This window comes from Streptomyces dengpaensis, assembly GCF_002946835.1.
Lineage (GTDB): Bacteria > Actinomycetota > Actinomycetes > Streptomycetales > Streptomycetaceae > Streptomyces > Streptomyces dengpaensis.
This window is the reverse complement of record NZ_CP026652.1, coordinates 6,305,786-6,324,733: the sequence shown is the minus strand read 5'-3', so window position 1 is coordinate 6,324,733 and position 18,948 is coordinate 6,305,786. Positions and strand designations below refer to the sequence as shown.

12 protein-coding genes and 1 pseudogene are annotated in these 18,948 nt (G+C 70.1%); 7 read left to right on the top strand and 6 right to left on the bottom strand.

All coding sequences use genetic code 11. From position 1 onward, the window contains the following. The first annotated feature begins 103 nt into the window (after positions 1-103). From C4B68_RS44130 to C4B68_RS29115, 5 genes and pseudogenes are all read left to right on the top strand, one after another. Complete coding sequence (locus tag C4B68_RS44130; protein WP_099501156.1) at positions 104-226, top strand: hypothetical protein; 123 nt, start codon at positions 104-106, stop codon at positions 224-226. A gap of 118 nt (positions 227-344) precedes the next feature. Next, positions 345-923: a winged helix-turn-helix domain-containing protein gene (locus C4B68_RS29130; protein ID WP_099500877.1), complete on the top strand. Its 579-nt coding sequence runs from the start codon at positions 345-347 to the stop codon at positions 921-923. Between the two features lie 91 nt (positions 924-1,014). Next, a complete protein-coding gene (locus C4B68_RS29125; protein WP_180289218.1) occupies positions 1,015-2,007 on the top strand; it encodes an SDR family oxidoreductase in 993 nt (330 codons plus the stop codon). A gap of 155 nt (positions 2,008-2,162) precedes the next feature. Next, positions 2,163-2,345 (top strand): annotated as a pseudogene (locus C4B68_RS29120) (LuxR C-terminal-related transcriptional regulator); the annotation flags it as partial. 275 nt (positions 2,346-2,620) lie between these two features. Further along, complete coding sequence (locus C4B68_RS29115) at positions 2,621-4,168, top strand: DUF1996 domain-containing protein (protein ID WP_099500875.1); 1,548 nt, start codon at positions 2,621-2,623, stop codon at positions 4,166-4,168. A 132-nt stretch (positions 4,169-4,300) separates the two neighbouring features. Here the strand turns inward: C4B68_RS29115 and C4B68_RS29110 are convergent, their stop codons facing one another. Next, a complete protein-coding gene (locus C4B68_RS29110) occupies positions 4,301-4,780 on the bottom strand; it encodes a hypothetical protein (protein WP_099500874.1) in 480 nt (159 codons plus the stop codon). Between the two features lie 161 nt (positions 4,781-4,941). On the opposite strand from C4B68_RS29110, the gene C4B68_RS29105 reads away from it, so the two are divergent. Beyond that, on the top strand, positions 4,942-6,864 hold the full coding sequence (locus C4B68_RS29105; protein ID WP_099501154.1) for a hypothetical protein: 1,923 nt from the start codon (positions 4,942-4,944) through the stop codon (positions 6,862-6,864). Positions 6,865-7,133: 269 nt separating this feature from the next. Further along, positions 7,134-7,862, top strand: a complete 729-nt coding sequence (locus C4B68_RS29100; protein ID WP_099500873.1) for a TetR/AcrR family transcriptional regulator — start codon at positions 7,134-7,136, stop codon at positions 7,860-7,862. A gap of 21 nt (positions 7,863-7,883) precedes the next feature. Here the strand turns inward: C4B68_RS29100 and C4B68_RS29095 are convergent, their stop codons facing one another. The 5 genes from C4B68_RS29095 to C4B68_RS29075 all read right to left on the bottom strand — a co-directional run bounded on the left by C4B68_RS29095 (position 7,884) and on the right by C4B68_RS29075 (position 18,822). Continuing rightward, entirely contained in the window at positions 7,884-8,237 is a 354-nt protein-coding gene (locus C4B68_RS29095) for a 5-carboxymethyl-2-hydroxymuconate Delta-isomerase (RefSeq protein ID WP_099500872.1), read from the bottom strand. Between the two features lie 118 nt (positions 8,238-8,355). Beyond that, entirely contained in the window at positions 8,356-9,963 is a 1,608-nt protein-coding gene (locus C4B68_RS29090) for a fused response regulator/phosphatase (RefSeq protein WP_099500871.1), read from the bottom strand. Between the two features lie 74 nt (positions 9,964-10,037). Beyond that, on the bottom strand, positions 10,038-15,419 hold the full coding sequence (pulA, locus tag C4B68_RS29085) for a pullulanase-type alpha-1,6-glucosidase (protein WP_373682209.1): 5,382 nt from the start codon (positions 15,417-15,419) through the stop codon (positions 10,038-10,040). A gap of 144 nt (positions 15,420-15,563) precedes the next feature. Beyond that, positions 15,564-16,937 (bottom strand): alpha-amylase, encoded by a 1,374-nt coding sequence (locus C4B68_RS29080; RefSeq protein ID WP_180289217.1) that lies wholly within the window; start codon positions 16,935-16,937, stop codon positions 15,564-15,566. Between the two features lie 151 nt (positions 16,938-17,088). Beyond that, positions 17,089-18,822, bottom strand: coding sequence for a glycoside hydrolase family 13 protein (locus tag C4B68_RS29075; RefSeq protein ID WP_099500870.1), 1,734 nt, complete (start codon positions 18,820-18,822; stop codon positions 17,089-17,091). Positions 18,823-18,948: the final 126 nt, after the last annotated feature.

The following is an 18,948-nucleotide window of genomic DNA, read 5'->3' as shown; positions in this document are numbered from 1 at the left end:
CGCTGCTCGGATGAGGGGCCGCAGCGTCAAGTTCATGCCAAGGAGGCGTCCACGCAGTGAGAGGAGGGTCCTGTCGCCCGGCGGTGTCTGCTTCAATGGGGTCATGGCCAGCTTTCAGAAGTACACCGCGACGGGTCGCCATGACCTCGAGCCCTTCTGGCCTTCCCGCCAGCACCACGACTACGACCGGGTGTGTTGCCGCGCGATGTACGCGCCGGCCCTCTAAAGCCGTACACCCCGGCCTTCGGCCAGCGCGCACGACGTACGTCCTCGACGAGCCCGACCACGAACTCACGGCCGTCGTCCTTCCCGACGAACCTCTCGCGCGAAAGAGCTGACGTCTCATGGCGACCACTCGTCCTTTCTCCACCGCCACCTCCCCGAACGGTTCCCGGCACCGGCTGCGGGCCGTCGACCGGGACGAGGTGGTGGACGTCTCGGAGCTTCTGCCGCCGGGTGCCACCTGGCTGCCCGCTCCCCAGCACACCCTGCCCGTCCTGCCGGGGCAGCCGCCGATGATCGGCTACCTGGTCCTCGTACCGGCCGACCAGCAATCCGTGCCGTCGGTCGCGGCGCCGGAGCCGGAGCCCGAGCCGGAGCCCAGGCCGTCCGCGGCCGCCGACGGCGACGAACCGCTCGTGCGCGTCGACACCGTGCAGCGCACCGCCGACGTCGACGGGCGGCCGCTCGATCTCACCTACCTGGAGTTCGAACTGCTCGCGCATCTCGTCGCGCATCCCCACCGGGTCCACACCCGCGACCAGTTGGTCACCACAGTGTGGGGCTACGGGCACGTGGGCGACGGGCGGACCGTCGACGTCCATGTCGCCCGGCTGCGGCGCAAGCTCGGGGCGCAGCACCGGAAAGCGATCCAGACGGTACGTCGGGTGGGGTACAAGTACACGCCGCCGACCGGCCGTTGACCGCACGCACACCCAGGAACCCCCCTCGGGCGGATCTTCTGTCAGCAGATTCGTGTTCCGTCCGGCGGGGCGTCCGTGCAGAGTCGTCCGTATGAGACTTCTGATGCTGGGCGGTACGGAGTTCGTGGGGCGGGCGGTCGTCGAGGCGGCGCTCGGCCGTGGCTGGGACGTGACCGTCTTCCACCGTGGCCGCCACGAACCTCCCGCCGGGGTGCGGTCGTTGCTGGGTGACCGCACCGCGCCCGACGGGCTCGCGGCGCTTGCCGACGGTGCGTGGGATGTCGTCGTCGACACCTGGTCGGCGGCGCCGCGGGCCGTCCGCGACGCGGCGCGGCTGCTGGCGGGCCGTGTCGCGCGGTACGCGTACGTATCGAGCTGCTCCGTGTACGCGTGGGCTCCGGCCGCCGGGTACGCCGAGGACGCGCCCCTCGTGGAGGGAGCCGCCGCGGACGCGGAACAGACCGACTACGCGCGGGACAAGCAGGGCGGGGAGCTGGCCGTGCTCGACGCCTTCGGGGCGGATGAGCCGCTGCTCGTGCGGGCCGGGTTGATCCTCGGGCCGTACGAGAACATCGGGCGGTTGCCGTGGTGGCTGAACCGCGTCGCGCGGGGCGGTCCCGTCCTCGCGCCCGGGCCGCGCGATCTGCCGCTCCAGTACGTCGATGTCCGGGACCTCGCCGAGTGGACGCTCGGGGCGGTGTCGGCGGGGCTGAGCGGGGCGTACAACCTCGTCAGTCCTTCGGGGCATACGACGATGGGGGGTCTGCTCGACGCGTGCGTTCAGGTCACCGGGGCCCAGGTGGAGCTCCGGTGGACCGATGCCGACGTCGTCCTCGACGCCGGGATCGAGCCGTGGACTCAGCTGCCGGTGTGGGTGCCGGGTGGGAGCGAGCTCCACGGCGCTCTGCACTCGGCGGACGTCTCCCGCGCGGTCGCTGCCGGGCTCCGGTGCCGGCCCGTCCTGTCGACCGTTTCCGACACCTGGAGCTGGCTCCAGGGCCTCGGCGGGGTTGCGCCCGTGCGGGCCGATCGACCGGCCGTGGGATTGGACCCGGCAGTGGAGGCGAAGGTCCTGGGGGCGTGACCAGCGGGTTTTTTCGCCCCTCCGCCCCTACCCGTCCCGTACCCATCGCGCTGACGCGCTCGTCCTCAAACGCCGGACGGGCTAAACCCAGCCCCTCCGGCGTTTGAGGAGCGGGGTCTGGGGCAGAGCCCCAGGTCGGGAAGGGAAGGGGCGGAGAGGGCGAAAAACCCCCACTGATGGCGCAGGGGCGCTCGAACACGGCGATCGCCGCCCAACTCGTCGTCAGGGAGCGGGCGATCGCCAAGCACACCTCCAACATCTTCGCCAAGCTGGGCCTGGAGGTGTCGGACGACGACAACCGACGCGTTCTCGCGCTGCTGGCCTATTTGGATCAGGGGCCCGCTGAATCGGAGTCACCGACGGTCGCATCGAAGTCACCGACGGTCGCCCACCCCGCGCTGAATATCGTTCAAAAGCCGGCGCCAAACATCGAATAGGAGATCAACTCTCGTGAAAACGCGGGCTTCTGGGCCCATTGTGCCGGAATTGGCCTCACGAAGTTTAAAGATTTTCCGAGGTTCCTGAACACCTCACGCGCCTCCTGCGTATGGAATGGAGCCGCTTCACTCCTGTCGGGCGCCTCGATGCCCCGCAAGGAAGTCAGAGGAGTTCCATGGGACGCAACATACGAAAACGCCGTTCGCCACTGGCCGTTCGTGCTGTGGCCGCGTCGGCCGCTCTCGCGATCGGTGGAGGTGGGTTGATCTGGGCGAATTTCTACGCCTCGGCACATGAGGAGAACTCGTCTCCCGACACCACGAAGGTCGCTGCCCAGGTGGCCACGATCGACTGTCCGGACGTCGGCCAGAAACTCACCGAGGTGCCGGATCAGGCCCGCGGGGAGGTCGACGGCGAGCTGGCCACCCTCGACCAGCAGATCACCGACGCCTACCAGCGCCTGGCCACCACGCGGGACGCGCAGGCCAGGGACGCGAGTTTCGTCCAGAACTCCGTTCTCCAGCCGCTGAAGGACCGGCGGTCGGTGATCATCGACCGGATCCAGCTGGAGATCTCGCGGGTGGGCGGTACCGCCCCGGACTCCCTGGACGGACTCGCCACCTGCACCGGACAGGTCGCGGAACAGCCGCAGACCAACGACGGCGAAGGCGACGGCCAGCAGGGCGGTGACGGCAGCGCGGCCCCCGCGGACCCGAGCGCTTCGGCGTCCGCCGGCGAGCCCGCCGAGAACGGCGGCCAGGAGGGCGGTGACGGCGGTCAGGAGGCCGGCAACGGCGGTCAGGCCGGAAACGGTCCCGTCGCCGCCGACTTCGTCGACATCACGCAGGTCCAGCCGAATGTCGCCCGCAAGCCCCGGACCCGGGACGGCGGTTCGAGCGGCACGTTCACGAGTTCCTGCGGTGTGAACGAGAACAAGAAGTTCAACACCGACAACGTGATCGTGGCGCCCGGTGTCACCAACGGCGCGCACCACCTGCACGACTACGTCGGCAACCAGGCGAACGACGCCTTCGCCAACAACGACACGTTCGCGGCGGCCGAGACCAGCTGCGCCAACCAGGGCGACAAGTCGTCGTACTACTGGCCGGTCGTGCGTATCCAGAACGGTACGCAGGACTTCGACCAGAACAACGACGGCGGTGGCAAGGAAGGCAACGTCGGCGAGATCCAGCAGGTCGAGCAGGCACAGATCAAGTTCGTCGGTAACCCGAAGAGCAAGGTCGTCGCGATGCCGAAATTCCTGCGGATCATCACCGGTGACGCGAAGACCACGACCAACGGCCTTGCGAACGCCAACGCCCACTGGAGCTGCACCGGCTTCGAGAACAAGGTGCAGCTGACCGAGCAGTACCCGATCTGCCCCGAGGGCAGCAACGTGGTCCGCTTGTTCTCCTTCCAGAGCTGCTGGGACGGCCAGAACATCGACAGCGCGAACCACCGTACGCACGTGGCCTTCGCCGACGCGGCGGGCAACTGCGCCAACGGCTTCAAGGCGATTCCGCAGCTGACGATGCGCCTGGTCTACGACTTCGAGGCCCCGACCCTCGAGAACGGTCAGGTCAAGAACGCCTACGCGGTGGACGGATTCCCTGAGCAGCTGCACAAACCGGCCACCGACCACGACGACTTCATCAACGTCTTCAGCGAGAGGCTGATGAACAAGATGGTCAACTGCATCAACACCGGCCAGCGCTGCAAGTAAGTGACCCACTGAGAAAGCCGGTGGCGGGGATTCCCGCTACCGGCTTTCCATTACTCCGACAAAGCCCCGCTCCAGCCAAGCCCTGATCCAGCCAAGCCCGGCAAAGCCCTGCCGCCCCAAAGTCCTGCGCGGTCAGCCGCCGTGGTGACCGGAGTGCGAGGTCTCGGTTCCCCCGCCACCGCTACTCCCCGAGTGGTGCGAGGCCCCCTCCTCCACGGTCCCGCCGAGCTGGCCGCGCAGCGTCGTCACCATCTTCTCGTCGCCCACGGCGACCCACTTGACGCCGACGAGATACGAACCGCCGTAGTCCTTGGCCTGGCTGAGCCACTCGCGCTGGCCGTTGTCGGTGGCGAAGGTCGCCAGGATGAACTTGCCGTCGCTGATCTTGCAGACGCCCTGGCGGATCTCGTCGGCGTCCGTCTGGATGTCCGGCTTGCACTTCACCTCGGACGCCAGTTCCTCCAGGCTGCCGGTCGCCGTGGCCGGGACCTTGTCCTTGGCCGCCTTGTCCTCCGCCGCCTCGTCGCCCGGTCCACCGCAGCCGGTGAGCATCAGCAGGGCCATGGCCGCCCCGGCGGCTCCGACGGTCAGCTTCTCGCGTGTCAACGTCATACGTTCCTCCGGTACCTGTCGGCGCTCACGCCGATGAAAGCCCCGGCGAGGGCTCCGCCCTTCGATACGGCTCCCGCGCGCCCCACGCTCAGTCGACCGCGCGGGCAGAAGAGTTCCGGTCCGCTGGGTGACCATCCCATGATTCGCTCGTTTTGCTGAACGTGCAGTCACAGGATGTCGCCCCGCACCCCTCACCCGCCTCCTCCGGCCCGGTCGTCGATGTCGAGCAGGCCGAGGCCGCCCTCGTCGAGCACTATCCGCGGCTCGTCCGGCTGGCCTATCTGGTGCTGCCGCCGAGCCTCGGCCGCAACCGCCGGGTGCTGACCGCGCACGCTCTCACCCAGCGCGCGCTGCCCAGACGCCGCGCGTCCGCGTCCGTGATCCCGGCGCAGGCGACCGGGCGCGACGGAGACCCGGGCTATGCCTTCGTACGCCTCCACGTGGTGCGTACGGCCTTGGAGGCGGGCCTTCCGCTGAAGCGGCGGGCGTGGCCCAAGCGGTCCCAGCTGCCGCCGCTGCTGCCGCAGGTGTGGGGCCTGAGGCTCTTCCCGCGCTCGGGCGGGGCCGACGAACTCGCCCTGGACCAGCGGCTGTCCGCGCTCTCGGGGCCGGCCCGCGCCGCGTATGTGCTGCGCGGTCTGGAGAAGCTGCCCGCGGCGGACGTACGGAAAGTGCTGACGGCGGCCGGGGTCGAAGACCCGGGCGCGGCGCTTGCGGAGGCCGGCGGGATCGAGGCGCCCGACGCCCTGCTCAACTCCCCCGAGTTCGACCCCTGTTCGCTCCAGGCGCGGCCCACCGACCTGATGCGGCGCAGACAGCACATGAAGGCCGCGCTCGCCGCGACCGCGGCCGTGGCCGTGTGCGGCGCGCTGCTCGGGCTGCCCGGCGACGGGTGGGGCCCCGACGGCGCCGCGGCACCCTCGTACGCGCAGAATCCGGCGGCCGAAGCCGCCCTGAACCCCGGCCTGTTGACGAAGGTCGCCAGCAATGCCTGGCAGTCGTCGGCGCGCACCGACTTCTCCGTGTGGCCCGCACGCGGGAACCTCGTCGAGGACTCCGCGCTGCTGCGCCGCGCGCTCGCCGTGTGGGCGCGGCCCGGCGAGTCCGTGCAGGTCTCGGTGACGCCCGGCACCCCGTCGGGCGGCCCGCCCGGACCGCCGCAGCTGCTGTACGCGGGCGAGGTCGACCAGGCGCGCGTGGTGCTCCTCTACGACGGTCTGCGCATCGCCCGGTATGCCGAGCCGAAGGGCGGCACGAGCGGGGCGGCCCTCGACTTCGCGCGGGTCGACGGCGCGACCGGGGCCGGGGCGAGCGCGGTGGTCCTGGACCGGACCGACGGCAACGTCCGCTATCTGACGGCTCCTTGGGTGACCAGGGCCGCCGAGCGGGATCTGCTGAAGCCGTCCTCCGGGGCGATGGACCTCACCCTCTCGGCGGACGGCGTCACCTCGCCGCTGGCCGGCCCCGTCCAGAAGACCGGTGCGTGCACGTCGTGGAACGTACTCCAGCTGAAGGACGACTCCGGCACACACCTGATGACCGACCTCGGCGAGCTGACCCCGGCGCGCCTCACCTCGGGCCGCCCCACGGCACCCCACGGGGCGTCCGGCGCCGAGGCCCTGCGCGACTGGTCGCCCTTCGCCTGCTCCCTCGCCTCCGTGCGGTCCCAGGGCGTACGGTCCGTGAACGCCTGGCAGTACGCGCGGCAGCCGCTGCCCGACGCGAGCGGCAGCGCGGAGTGGGTCTGCACCCGGGCCGACACCTGGCGGGGCGGCGGCACGCGCGTGCTCGCCCAGTTCCACACCCCGGGCAACGTGTACGGGGCGGTCGCCGCGCAGGCCGAGAACTCCCCCGCGTGCGGCTCCCGCGACCCCCATGTCCTGGCGGGCGTGCTGTGGAAGTCGGGCGCGGGAACCTGGTACCTCCTCGCGGCGGGAAGCAGGGACACCGCGTCGATCCGCGCGATGGGCGGCGTCGACGGATCGGCACAGGGCTCCCTGCTCACCGTACGGACGAAGCAGGGGGCGCAGGCGGGCCTGAAGGGGAAGCTGACCGACGGCAGGCAGATCAGCGGACTGCGCTAGGCCCTGTCGACAAACTCCCGTCTGCCCCGCGGCGCGCGCTCGTCCGCGGACGCGTGCCAACAGCGGGTCCTGGAAGGGGAGATCGAGCACCGGGACGAACTTGGGGGCACCTCCCACGTCCTTAAGGCAGTGGGGGAGGACGCGGAGCGTGGCGACTCGATGCTGATCTGTGTTTCGCGGGCACGCGGGGACCGCATCGTGCTGGACATGTGAACGACCGTGGCCGGACCGGCCCGTTGCGGGCCGGATCCGATCGGTAAGGTGTTCGCATGACAACCGGGGTACGCCGCAGGATGGGTGTCGAGGAGCGACGGCAGCAGCTGATCGGTGTCGCCCTCGAACTGTTCAGCCGACGTTCGCCCGACGAGGTCTCCATCGACGAGATAGCCTCGGCCGCCGGCATCTCGCGGCCGCTCGTCTACCACTACTTTCCGGGCAAACTCAGCCTGTACGAGGCGGCGTTGCAGCGTGCCTCGGAGGATCTCGCGAGCCGCTTCGTGGAGCCCCACGAGGGTCCGCTGGGCGAGCGGCTTCTGCGCGTGATGCGCCGGTTCTTCGACTTCGTGGACGACCACGGGCCCGGTTTCGCCGCGTTGATGCGGGGCGGCCCCGCGGTCCCCGCGGACGCGGTCCGCTCCATGGGCGCGGCCTCCACCGCCACCGCGCTGATCGACGGCGTACGGCAGGCGGCGTACGTCCAGATACTCGCGCATATGAAGGTCGAGAACCCGCCCGCCCGGCTGGAGCTGGTGATCCGCTCCTGGATCTCGCTCGTCGAGTCGACGGCGCTGATCTGGCTGGACGGGCGGCGGATTCCGCGCGGCGAGTTGGAGGTGCAGCTCGTGCACGACTTCGCGGCGCTGGCGGCGGTGAGCGCCGCGTACGACGAGGAGATGAGCGCGCTGCTGCGCGGGAGCCTCCAGGGCGAGCCGGGCGACGGGCCGTTCGGCGACCTCGTCGTCCGGCTGATCGCACTGGCGTCGCCGCCGGAGGCGTGATCGCTGCCGGGGTCGCAGCCGCTACCGGTCGAACTGGCGGTACGACGGGTCGAGGTCGCGGACCTCGGCGGAGGCGTGCAGCGTGACCCCGTCCTCGGGCTCGATGTACTTGCGCAGCAGGTCCAGTACGGCTTCGGTGAGCTTGGCCTTGGTCTCGTCGGACCGTCCGGCGAGCAGCGCGATCGTGACGTGCACGATGGCGTGCCCGGCCGCCTCCGCTCCCACCACGTCTTCCTCGGTCCGTGCGACCCGCGTCTTGCACGCCTCGATCCGCGCGGCCGCCGTCTCGACGATCACCGGGTGCAGCTCGACCGCGAACGCCTCCCAGTCGACGTGATCGAGTGACCCGGAGTGGTCGATGGTGATCTGAGGCATGGGCACTCCTGTTCTAGGGCTGTCCCGGTCACCTTAACCACGGCGCGAACCGTCACCCCAGCCGCAGCGCGAGCAGCCCGAACCGTCACCCCAGCCGCAGCGCGAGCAGCCCGAACCGTCACCCCAGCCGCAGCGCGAGCAGCGCGATGTCGTCCTCCCTGTCCCGGCCGAAGCAGTCGAGCAGGGTGTCGCAGAGGGCGGCGGTGCCGGGCGGGGCGGCCGTCGCGGCGGCGCGCAGCTGTTCCAGCGAGACGGCGAGGTCGGTGCCGCGGGTCTCGATCAGGCCGTCGGTGACCATGAGGAGCCGGTGACTGCGAGCGAGGGTCAGCTCGGCGGGTGGTGGACGGTCGAGGCCCAGGCCGAGCAGCGGGCCCGCAACCTCGGCGTACTCGGCCGTGCCCGTGTCGGGGACGAGCAGCGGCGGGATGTGGCCCGCGTTGGCGATCCGGACCCGCCCGCCGGCCGGGTCGACCAGCGTCAGGCAGACGGTGGCCGTGGCGTCGGGGTGGTAGTGCTGGAGCATCTGGTCGAGGCGTGCGGCCAGTACCCCGGGGTCGGGATCCTCGACGCAGTAGGCGCGCAGCGCGTGCCGGATCTCGACCATCACGGTGGCGGCGTCCAGCGAGTGCCCGACGACGTCGCCGACCGCGGTGAGCACCCCGTCCGCCGTGCGCAGTGCCGCGTAGAAGTCGCCGCCGATCTCGGTCTGCCGGGAGGCGGGAACATAGCGGACAACGACGTCGATGCCCGGCATTTCGGGCAACTGCTGGGGCAGGAAGCTGTGTTGCAGGGTCAGCGCGACATGGCGTTCCGCCTGGTACATCAACAGCGGCTCGGCGGCGAGCGCGGTGGCACGGGCGAGCCGGGCGACCAGCGCGTCGGTGTTGGGCGCCGCGCCGCGGTCGGCGTGCGCGGGTGTGGCGAGGCACACCGGTGCCCTGCCGTCCTGGGCGGGGGCCAGGACGAGGTGCGCGTCGTCGGACGCGCCGGGCCGGAAGAAGCCCGCGGGCCACAGCGGAGCGGGGACGACGGTGTGGCGCACCCCGGTGCGTCCGGCGGTGGCGTGGCGGATCAGCCGGGCCACGGTCTCGTGCGCGCCGGGGTCGGGCAGGGCCGCCCGCGCCCGGCTCCGGGAGAGTCCGCGGTACAGCTCGCCGTCCTCGCCGAGGACGAACACGGCGGCGGGCGAGCCGGTGAGCCGCGCGGTGCCCTCGGCCGCGGCGTGCGCGAGTTCCCGCAGGGAGCGTGCCGTCTGGACGGCGGCGATCGTCTCGGACAGCAGGGTCAGCCGCCGCACGAGTGTCTCGGCGCCCGTGCGGATCCTGGCCCCGCGCACCGCGGCCCGTACGACCGCCTGGATCTCCTCGGGTTCCGCGGGCACCGCCAGGTACGCCTCGCCGCCCGCGTCCAGGCCCCGGCAGCGGTAGGCGGGTCCCGCGGACACGGCGGAGAAGTGCACGACGGGCAGGGCGGCTGTGGGCGGCTGCGCCTTGAGCCTGCGGCACAGCTCGAAGCCGTTCATGTCGGGCAGTCCGACGTCCACGAGTGCCACGTCGGGCAGGCCGCCCGCGCGCAGTCGTACGTCGAGTTCGACGAGCGCCTCGCCGGCGCTGGCCACGGGTATGACGCTGTGCCCCGCGCGGCTGAGCACGGCGCCCAGCGCGTAGCGGCTGGCCGCCGTGTCGTCGACCACCATCACGGTGGACTCGCTGTCGTCGCCGTCCATACGAACAGCCCCTCGGGGCGCGGGTGGTGGGGGCGTCCCCGGAACCCCGGGGACGCCCCCACCACGCTAGTGCTCTAGCGCGCGAAGACCGCGACCGTGCGCCCCGGAACGGCGAACGTGCCCGATTCCGCTTCGTACGACGCGGACTTGACGATAGGGTCCGCGCCCGACGCCTGCACCGGGTGCAGCGCGTATCCCTTTCCGGCGAGGGCGCCGATCGTCTGCTCCTGCTTCTCGGGCGTCGCGTTGAAGACGACGACGAGGTCGCCGAGTTGCATCGTGATCACCCCGGGCGTCTCGTCCTTCCCGGACAGCGGGAAGGAGAGCTTCGACTGCACCTGGTCCGCCGTGGAGAGTCCGAAGGCGCTCTCGGCCGTACGGATCCTCAGCAGGTCGCGGTACGCGGCCGAGGTGCCCTCGATCTGGTCGCAGCCAACCTTGACGCGGGTCAGCAGCGGTGTGGCGTACGGCCACTTGGACGCGTTGTCGGCCGCCATCGGCAGTCCGCGCCCGAAGCCGTTGCCGTCCTGGCAGTTCCAGTGGATGGCGTTGAACCAGTCCCCGCTGTCGTACGAGTTGCGGTCGAGGGACTTGGAGCGCAGCAGGTCGGAGCCGGCCTGGGAGAGGGCCGGGCCCTGCGAGAGGGTGGCCGTCGCCATGGCGAGGACCTGCATACGGGCCCGGTCGCTCGCGCTCGTGCTGCCCGGCAGCTTGAAGGCGAGCGCGTCGAACAGTGACTCGTTGTCGTGCGCGTCGGCGTAGGCGAGCGCGTCTCCGGGCGCGTCCGCATATCCGGCGGGCTGCCCGTTGTAGTCGACCTCGGAGCCCTTGACCTCCTTGCCGTCGGTGCCGGTGAAGCGGTACTGGGCGAGATTGCCGCTCAGGCCGACCTTGATGAGGTCCTGGTAGTGCAGCAGCCGGGCCTTCTGCTCGGCCGGAGTGCCGTTTGCTGCCGAGGAGTTGGGGTCGGTGGACAGGCCGGAGGCGAAGCCCTGGATGCCGGGGTCTTCGTCGAAGGGGCCGCCGCCGCGTACGGCGTCACGCGCCCGGTCGGAGAAGGTCGCGATCCCGGTCCCGGCCATGTTCTTCTGGGTGGCCTGCGTGAAGCGGGCGTCGTCGGCGATCTCGCCGAAGTTCCAGCCCTCGCCGTACAGGATGATCTTCTTGCCGTCGACGCCGTCCTTGGCGGGGGTGAGCGCGTCGAGGGCCTTCCTGACCGCGAGGATGTTGGCCTTGGGGTGGTGGCCCATGAGGTCGAAGCGGAAGCCGTCGACCTTGTACTCCTTGGCCCAGGTGACGATCGAGTCCACGACGAGCTTGCCCATCATGGCGTTCTCCGGTGCCGTGTTGGCGCAGCAGGTGGAGGTGGCCACGCTGCCGTCCGCGAGGAGCCGCTGGTAGTAGCCGGGCACGACCTTGTCGAGCACGCTTGTGTCGGCCTGGCCGCTCGAGGTCGTGTGGTTGTAGACCACGTCCATGACGACCCGCAGACCCTCTTCGTTGAGCGACTTGACCATCTTGCGGAACTCCACCGTGCGCGCGGTGCCGTCCGGGTCGGTCGCGTACGAGCCCTCAGGGACCGTGTAGTGGTACGGGTCGTAGCCCCAGTTGTACGCGTCCTTCGCGGCGGTCTTCGCGACACACTCCTGCTGCTTCTCGGAGTCGGGGGCGTACGAGGCGAGGTCGCAGTCGGTTCTCGCCTGGTCGGCCTTCTTCTCGGGGATGGTCGCGATGTCGAACGCGGGCAGCAGGTGCACGTACGAGGTACCGGACTCGGCCAGCCGCCTGAGGTGCCGGGAGCCTTCGCTGTCCTTGTCGGTGAAGGCCAGGTAGGTGCCGGGGTGCCGGGCCGTCTTGTCCTCGACGGAGAAGTCCCGGATGTGCAGCTCCTGGATCTGGGCGTCCTTCAGCGCCACGGCCTGGGGCTTCTTGAGCGAGGACCAGCCGGACGGCGCGAGGGACGTATCGTCCAGGTCGACGATCAGGCTGCGCTCGGAGTCGGCGGTCAGGGCCACCGAGTAGGGGTCGGTGACCTTGTTGGTGACGACCTTCCGGACGCTCGGCGCCCACACCTTCACGACGTACCGGTAGGGCTTGTTCGTCCAGGACTTCTTGCCCGTGACGGACCAGACGCCGGTCGTGGCGTCCCGCTTCATCGCGACCGTGGAGCCGTCGAGGTCGAGGCTCACCGACTGCGCGGTCGGCGCCCACACGGCCAGCGTGGGACGGCCGCGGTGGAAGACCGGACCCAGCTCCGCCTTCGTCGCGTCGTACAGATCGTCCAGTACGCCGGCGATCTGGACGCCTGTCGCCGCCAGCGCCGCGCCGTTGGCCGCCCGTTGCGAGGCGACGACCTGACCGCTCAGGGCAGCACGCACCCGGTCGCGGTCACGTGGGTCGACGGACCAGGCGGTGTAGTCCTTGAGGTGCGGAAACTTCGCCTTCTGGGCGCCGGTGAGAGAGGTCTTGGACAGCCGGAGCCATCGGGCATCTCCGATCAGCGCGCCGTCCTTCACCGCGATCGAGCCGTCGCGGGAGTACAGCAGCTGCGTGGAGGCGGCCCCCTCGGAGCCGTTCCAGGCCACCGTGTTCCGGTCGATCCAGACCGCTTTGGACGTGGTCAGGTCGAGCGCGGCCGCACTGCCCGCGGGCTGCGGGAGCAGATACTTCTCCTGGCCGTTCAACAGCCACACCTCATGGCCGTTGGCGGTGAGGTCGAGCGACTGGTCGGCCGGAAGGTCCTTCTCGTCGCCCTTGTGGATGATGTAGCTGAGGCTGGTGGCACCCTCGGCGAGCGGCACCTCGAACACAGCGCCATAGGCGTCAGTCTTCACCGGCTCCAGGGGTTTCGACCAGTCCGTGGGCGTCGCCGCGCCCGTCCAGACGTGCAGCCCCCAGCCGGTGTGGTCGCCATCCGCACGGTGGTAGTGGAGGACCGCCTTCGACTTGTCCTGTGCCGGGTACTCGGGCCGCTCCGTGAGGACGGCCTCCTTGTCCTGCTCGACCCAGACCTCGCCCGTCCTGGTGACGTCGATCGTGCGGTCGGCGGAGACGTCCTTGTTGCCGTCCTTGTCGATGACGAGGAAGCCCACGCTGGAGGCGCCCGGCTTCAGCTTCACGTAGGCGAAGGCCCCGTAGGCGTCCCGGCCGATGAAGTCGTGGCCCTCGGGCCAGGGCGTCGACTCCCCGTCGGCGAGGTCGCCCCAGGCGTACAGCCGCCAGTCGGTGTAGTCGCCGTCGGTGCGCTTGTAGTGGACGATCGCGTAGTCGCGCGAGGAGGCGCTGGGGACCTCTTCGGCGGGCGGGGTGCCCGTCACCGAGGCGGCCGTCGCGCTCGCCGTCCGCCCGGCCGAGTCGATGACAACCGCCTTGTAGCGCAAGGGGGTTCCAGCCGGTACGTCCTTGCCGAGGGCCTGGGTGACCTTGTAGGGGGCGTGGTCGGCGGAGCCGAGGGTCCGCCACTTGCCGTTGCCGGTCTGGGCGGCGAAGACGACGCGGTTCAGCTGACCGCCGTCGACATCCGCGCTCACCTCGACGGTGCCGGTGGCGCCCGCGGACGGGGCCTTCAGGGTGACCGACAGCTTCGACGCCGGGGCACCGAGCTTGCCCGCCGCCTTGAAGACGACCGCCGAACCGGCCGGGACGGTGACGGTGACCTTCTTGTCGGCGCCGCTGGTCACCGAGTCGGAGGTGCCGTAGATGCCGCGGAAGGCCATGTCCGCCGAACCGGTGGCGAAGGTCGCCGTCTTCGCCTCGCCGGCGTTGTTGAAGGCGACGACGTACTCGGTCCTGTCCGTGCCCGTGCTCGTACGCGAGAAGGCGTAAACCCCCGCGCCGTCGGCGGCGTACCGCTCCGTCTGGACGCCGTCCGCCAGGGCGGGGTTGTCCTTGCGGAGCTTGGAGAGAGCGGCGATCTCCTTGTAGAGCGGTGCACTCGTGTCGTACGCGTCACTCGCGTGGGTGCGGTCGGTGCCGATCTCGTCGTCGTCGAGGTAGTCGGCGACCTTGGAGGCGAACATCGTCTGGCGGGCGTCCTTGTCGCCGCCCGGGCCGGTGAAGCCCTGCTCGTCGCCGTAGTAGACGACGGGGTTGCCGCGGCTGAGGAACATCAGCTCGTTGGCGAGCTGGCCCTTCTTGAGGAGGTCGGCGTCGCTCGCCTCCGGGTTGTCCTGGTTCAGGAAGGACCCGATGCGGCCCATGTCGTGGTTGCCGAGGAAGGTGACCTGCTCGTACGCGTTGGCCTTGTCCGTCGTGTACTTGTAGTCGTCACCGAAGACGGACGCCAGCCTCTTCGCGCTGCCGCCCTGGGAGGCGTACTGGCGGGCCGCCTCCTGGAAGGGGAAGTCGAGCGTGGCGTCGAGGCGGCCCTGGGTGACGTACGGAGCGTTGATCGAGGTGTCGGCGGAGTAGACCTCGCCGAACATGAAGAAGTCCTTGCGGCCCTGCTGGGCCGCGTACGCGTCGAGGGCCGTGGCCCACTGCGTCCAGAACTCCAGGTTGACGTGCTTCACGGTGTCGATCCGGAAGCCGTCGATGTCGAAGTCCCTGACCCACCTCTCGTAGATCTTCTCCATGCCCTCGACCACCTCGGGACGCTCGGTCCACAGGTCGTCGAGGCCGGAGAAGTCACCGTTCGTGGAGCTCTCGCCGGCGAAGGTGGAGTCACCGCGGTTGTGGTACATCGTCGGGTCGTTGAGCCACGACGGGACCTTGGCGTCCTTCTGCGCGGCGGGGACGGCCGGCGTACGGGGGAAGGAGTCGGCGTCGACGGCCGGGAACGTGCCGGCGCCGTCCGCGTAGTCGGCGTCGTCGAAGGGCCTGCCGTCCTTGGTCAGATACGGGAAGGCGCCCTTGGAGAGGTAGCCGTAGGACTTCTCCTCGTAGTCGACGACGTCGGCCGTGTGGTTGGTGATGACGTCGAAGAAGACCTTCATGCCCTTGGCGTGGGCCTTGGAGATCAGCGTCTCGAGGTCCTTGTTGGTGCCGAAGTGCGGGTCGACCTGGGTGAAGTCGGTGATCCAGTAGCCGTGGTAGCCGGCCGAGGCGTCCTTGCCGGTGCCCTGCACGGGCCGGTTCTTGAAGATCGGCGCCATCCAGATGGCGGTGGTGCCGAGGCCCTTGATGTAGTCGAGCCTCTTGGTCAGGCCCTTGAGGTCGCCGCCCTGGTAGAAGCCCTTGTCGGTGGGGTCGTAGCCGGTCGCCAGGCGTGACCCGGTGAGTCCGCCCCGGTCGTTGGACGTGTCGCCGTTGGCGAAGCGGTCCGGCAGGACGAAGTAGAACTGCTCGCGGGTCGCGTCGTGCCGCGCGGGCTCCGCGGCGAGCTTCGCGTCGGACGGGGGCGCGGGCGGGGTCTCGGCCCGTGCCGCGAGGGGTTGCGCAAGCGATACGGCCAGAGCGGCGGCGAGGACGGCTGCGCGCAGCCTGAGGCGGCGGCGCGCCGGCCCTCTCGGTATCAGGTCCACAGGCGTGAACTCCTAGCGATGACGGCGTATTCGGGTCCGACCCCGCGCTGCGTTCCGGCTTCGGTGCCGAACGCCCGCGTGACCGTATCGCTCACGCAAGGTTTACAGCAAGAGTCTTGCAACGGTCGGCAAGGGCTTTCAGCAGCTGGACTTGCCCGCGTAGACCGCCAGTGCCGTGTTGGCGCCCAGTGTCGCCGCGAACTGGCCCGAACTGTTCACCGTGACGCTCGTGTTGTTCTGGACGTCGCAGTACGTGCCCGCGGCAAGCGAGGTGGTGTACGTACGGGTCAGCGAGGAGGACTCGTGGTTGATGGCCACGAAGCCCTTGCCGCCGCGGCCGAAGGCGATGGCGTCGGCGCCGTTGTCCCACCAGTTGGTGACCGCCTGGCCACGGGTGGCGTTGCGGAAGGCGACCATCGACTTGATCTCCGGCCAGGCGTGCTGGCACTTCCAGCCGTCCTGCCAACAGGCGTTGACCGTACCGCCGTTGGGCGGTCCGGCGTCCGGGTTGGACCACTCGTAGGCGGAGTTGACGTCGGGGGCGCCGTACGGATGGGCGAGCATGAAGACGTTGGCGAGCGTGTAGTTCGCCCCGTCCTTGTAGTTCAGTGTCGAGCCGTTGCGCTCGGTGTCGTGGTTGTCGACGAAGACGCCCGCGACCGAGCTGCTCATATAGCCCCAGCCCTCGCCGTAGTTCCGCAGGTAGGCGAGGTTCTCGCTGGTGAAGACCCGCTTGAGGTCGTAGGCGTACCGGAACTCCTGGACGTCGCCGTTGCCGGTGTACTCGGTGGGCTGGACCGCCTCGCCCGAGCCGTGGATGACCTCCTGCTTCCAGTAGGCGGAGGGGTTGGTCAGGCGGGACTTGATGTTGGCCAGGTCCGCGGCCGGTATGTGCTTGGCCGCGTCGACGCGGAAGCCGTCGACCCCCAGGCTCAGGAGGTCGTTCATGTAGCCCGCGATGGCCTGGCGGACGTACTCCTCGCCCGTGTCGAGGTCGGCCAGGCCCACCAGTTCGCAGTTCTGGACGTTCCAGCGGTCCTGGTAGTTGGTGATCTCGGAGGTGCAGTTGTCGAAGTCGAACGAGGAGTACAGGCCGGGGTAGTCGTACTTCGTATACGACGATCCGCCGGTGCCGGTGCCCGATCCCGCCGACATGTGGTTGATCACCGTGTCGGCGACGACCTTCACGCCTGCCGCGTGGCAGGTGTTCACCATGTTCTGGAACGCGGTGCGGTTGCCCAGGCGGCCTGCGATCTTGTAGCTGACCGGCTGGTAGGAGGTCCACCACTGCGCGCCCTGTATGTGCTCGGCGGGCGGGGAGACCTGGACGAATCCGTAGCCGGCGGGGCCGAGAGTTGTGGTGCACTCGCGGGCGACCGAGGCGTAGTTCCACTCGAAGAGGACGGCGGTGACGTCCTTGGTTCCGGGCGGGGAGGCGTGTGCCGCAGTCGGGGTCATGACAAGTGCGGCCGCTGCCAGAGCGGTGACCCCGGCAAGCGTTCTGCGGGCCATGTGGGGGTTCCCTTCGTCATTGAAGGTTCTTGCAGAAAAGTTGCGGAAATCTTGCGGTGGCGCAGATGTTAAAGGCCCGCCGCCCAAAAGGGCAGCGGGGCGGGGGAAGTTGACGCCAGAACGTTGCGGACGACCTGCGGATGACCTGCCGTCAGGCCGTCGTCCACCACACCGTCGTGTCGGCCGGCACCTTCGCCTCGCCGGCGGCCTCGGTCACCTCGCCGCTGGTGAGCAGCACGCGTCCGTACGCCGGGGTGGTCACCGACTCCCCCGTGGTGTTCGCGACGCACACGAACTCCCCGCGCCGGAAGACGAGGACGCCCTCGGGGGCGCTCAGCCACTCCACCGCGTCGCCCGCGCCGAGGTCGGGCCTCTCCCGGCGGACGCGCAGCGCCGAGCGGTACAGCTCCAGCGTCGAACCCGGCACACCCTCCTGCGCCTGCACGCTCAACTCGGCCCAGACCGAAGGCTGCGGAAGCCAGCTTCCGCCACTGCCGAAGCCGTACGAGGAACCTTCCCGCGTCCACGGGATCGGCACCCGGCAGCCGTCGCGGAAGCCGTCCTGGCCCGCGCCCCTGAAGTACGCGGGGTCCTGGCGCACCTCGTCGGGCAGGTCGACGACGTCCGGGAGGCCGAGTTCCTCGCCCTGGTAGACGTACGCCGAACCGGGCAGCGCCAGCATCAGCAGCGTGGCGGCACGGGCCCGGCGCAGGCCCAGGCCGCGGTCGCCCGCGGTGCGGATCTGGGTGCCGAGGCCGGGCGGGTTGGCGAAGCGGGTGGCGTGCCGGGTGACGTCGTGGTTGGACAGGACCCAGGTGGCGGGGGCGCCGACCGGGCGCATCGCCGCGAGGGTACGGTCGATGACCGTCCGCAGCTCCTTCGCGTCCCAGGCGGTGCTCAGGTACTGGAAGTTGAAGGCCTGGTGGAGTTCGTCGGGGCGGACGTAGTTCGCGGTGCGCTCGACGGTGGGAGTCCAGGCCTCGGCCACGAAGATCCGCCCGCCCGTCTCCCGCCCCCGCCCTTCCGAGGAAGGCCCTTCGGGCCCTGTTTCATTGCCCGCGTACTCGTCGAGGATCGTGCGCCACTGCCGGTAGATGACGTGCACGCCGTCCTGGTCGAAGAACGGCATGACGTCGTTGCCCAGCAGCTTCAGCTGGTCGTGGGCGCCCAGGTCCGGCAGACCCGCCGCCTTCACCAGTCCGTGTGCCACGTCGATGCGGAAGCCGTCGACGCCCATGTCCAGCCAGAACCGCAGGATCGAGCGGAACTCGTCGCCCACGGCCGGGTGGTCCCAGTTGAAGTCGGGCTGCTCAGGGGCGAAGAGGTGCAGGTACCACTCGCCGGGGGTGCCGTCCGGCTCGGTGACCCGGGTCCAGGCGGGGCCGCCGAAGATGGACTCCCAGTCGTTGGGCGGAAGTTCACCGCTCTCGCCCTTGCCCGGCCGGAAGTGGTAGCGCTCCCGCAGCGGCGAGCCGGGGCCTTCGCGCAGGGCCTGCTTGAACCACTCGTGCTGGTCGGAGGAGTGGTTGGGGACCAGGTCGACAATGATCCGCAGACCCAGTTCGTGGGCGTCGCGGATGAGGGCGTCGGCGTCCATGAGGTTGCCGAACATGGGGTCGACGGCCCGGTAGTCCGCCACGTCGTAGCCGGCGTCGGCCTGCGGCGAGGCGTAGAAGGGGCTGAGCCACACGGCGTCCACGCCGAGGTCGCGCAGGTACGGGAGTCGGGAACGTACGCCCTCCAAGTCGCCCATGCCGTCGCCGTTGCTGTCGGCGAAGCTGCGCGGATAGACCTGGTAGATCACCGCGTCGCGCCACCAGTCGCGATGGCCGGCGACGGTGGCGAGAGCGGAGTTCGGGGCCTGGTCGGCGGAGTGCTGGCTCATGGCGTCCTTGTGCGTGACGGGGGGTCTGGTCGTGGATGTGCATGCGTACGTACGACGTACGTCGGGCGGTTGACGAAGCGGCCGCGATGCCGGCGGGGTCGGAGGGGCACCGCGGCCGCCACCCGC

Coding starts and splice junctions, on each gene's coding strand:
- C4B68_RS44130 (WP_099501156.1), top strand. CDS start 104: ATGGCCAGCTTTCAGAAGTACACCGCGACGGGTCGCCATGACCTCGAG.
- C4B68_RS29130 (WP_099500877.1), top strand. CDS start 345: ATGGCGACCACTCGTCCTTTCTCCACCGCCACCTCCCCGAACGGTTCC.
- C4B68_RS29125 (WP_180289218.1), top strand. CDS start 1,015: ATGAGACTTCTGATGCTGGGCGGTACGGAGTTCGTGGGGCGGGCGGTC.
- C4B68_RS29115 (WP_099500875.1), top strand. CDS start 2,621: ATGGGACGCAACATACGAAAACGCCGTTCGCCACTGGCCGTTCGTGCT.
- C4B68_RS29110 (WP_099500874.1), bottom strand. CDS start 4,780: ATGACGTTGACACGCGAGAAGCTGACCGTCGGAGCCGCCGGGGCGGCC.
- C4B68_RS29100 (WP_099500873.1), top strand. CDS start 7,134: ATGACAACCGGGGTACGCCGCAGGATGGGTGTCGAGGAGCGACGGCAG.
- C4B68_RS29095 (WP_099500872.1), bottom strand. CDS start 8,237: ATGCCTCAGATCACCATCGACCACTCCGGGTCACTCGATCACGTCGAC.
- C4B68_RS29090 (WP_099500871.1), bottom strand. CDS start 9,963: ATGGACGGCGACGACAGCGAGTCCACCGTGATGGTGGTCGACGACACG.
- C4B68_RS29080 (WP_180289217.1), bottom strand. CDS start 16,937: ATGGCCCGCAGAACGCTTGCCGGGGTCACCGCTCTGGCAGCGGCCGCA.
- C4B68_RS29075 (WP_099500870.1), bottom strand. CDS start 18,822: ATGAGCCAGCACTCCGCCGACCAGGCCCCGAACTCCGCTCTCGCCACC.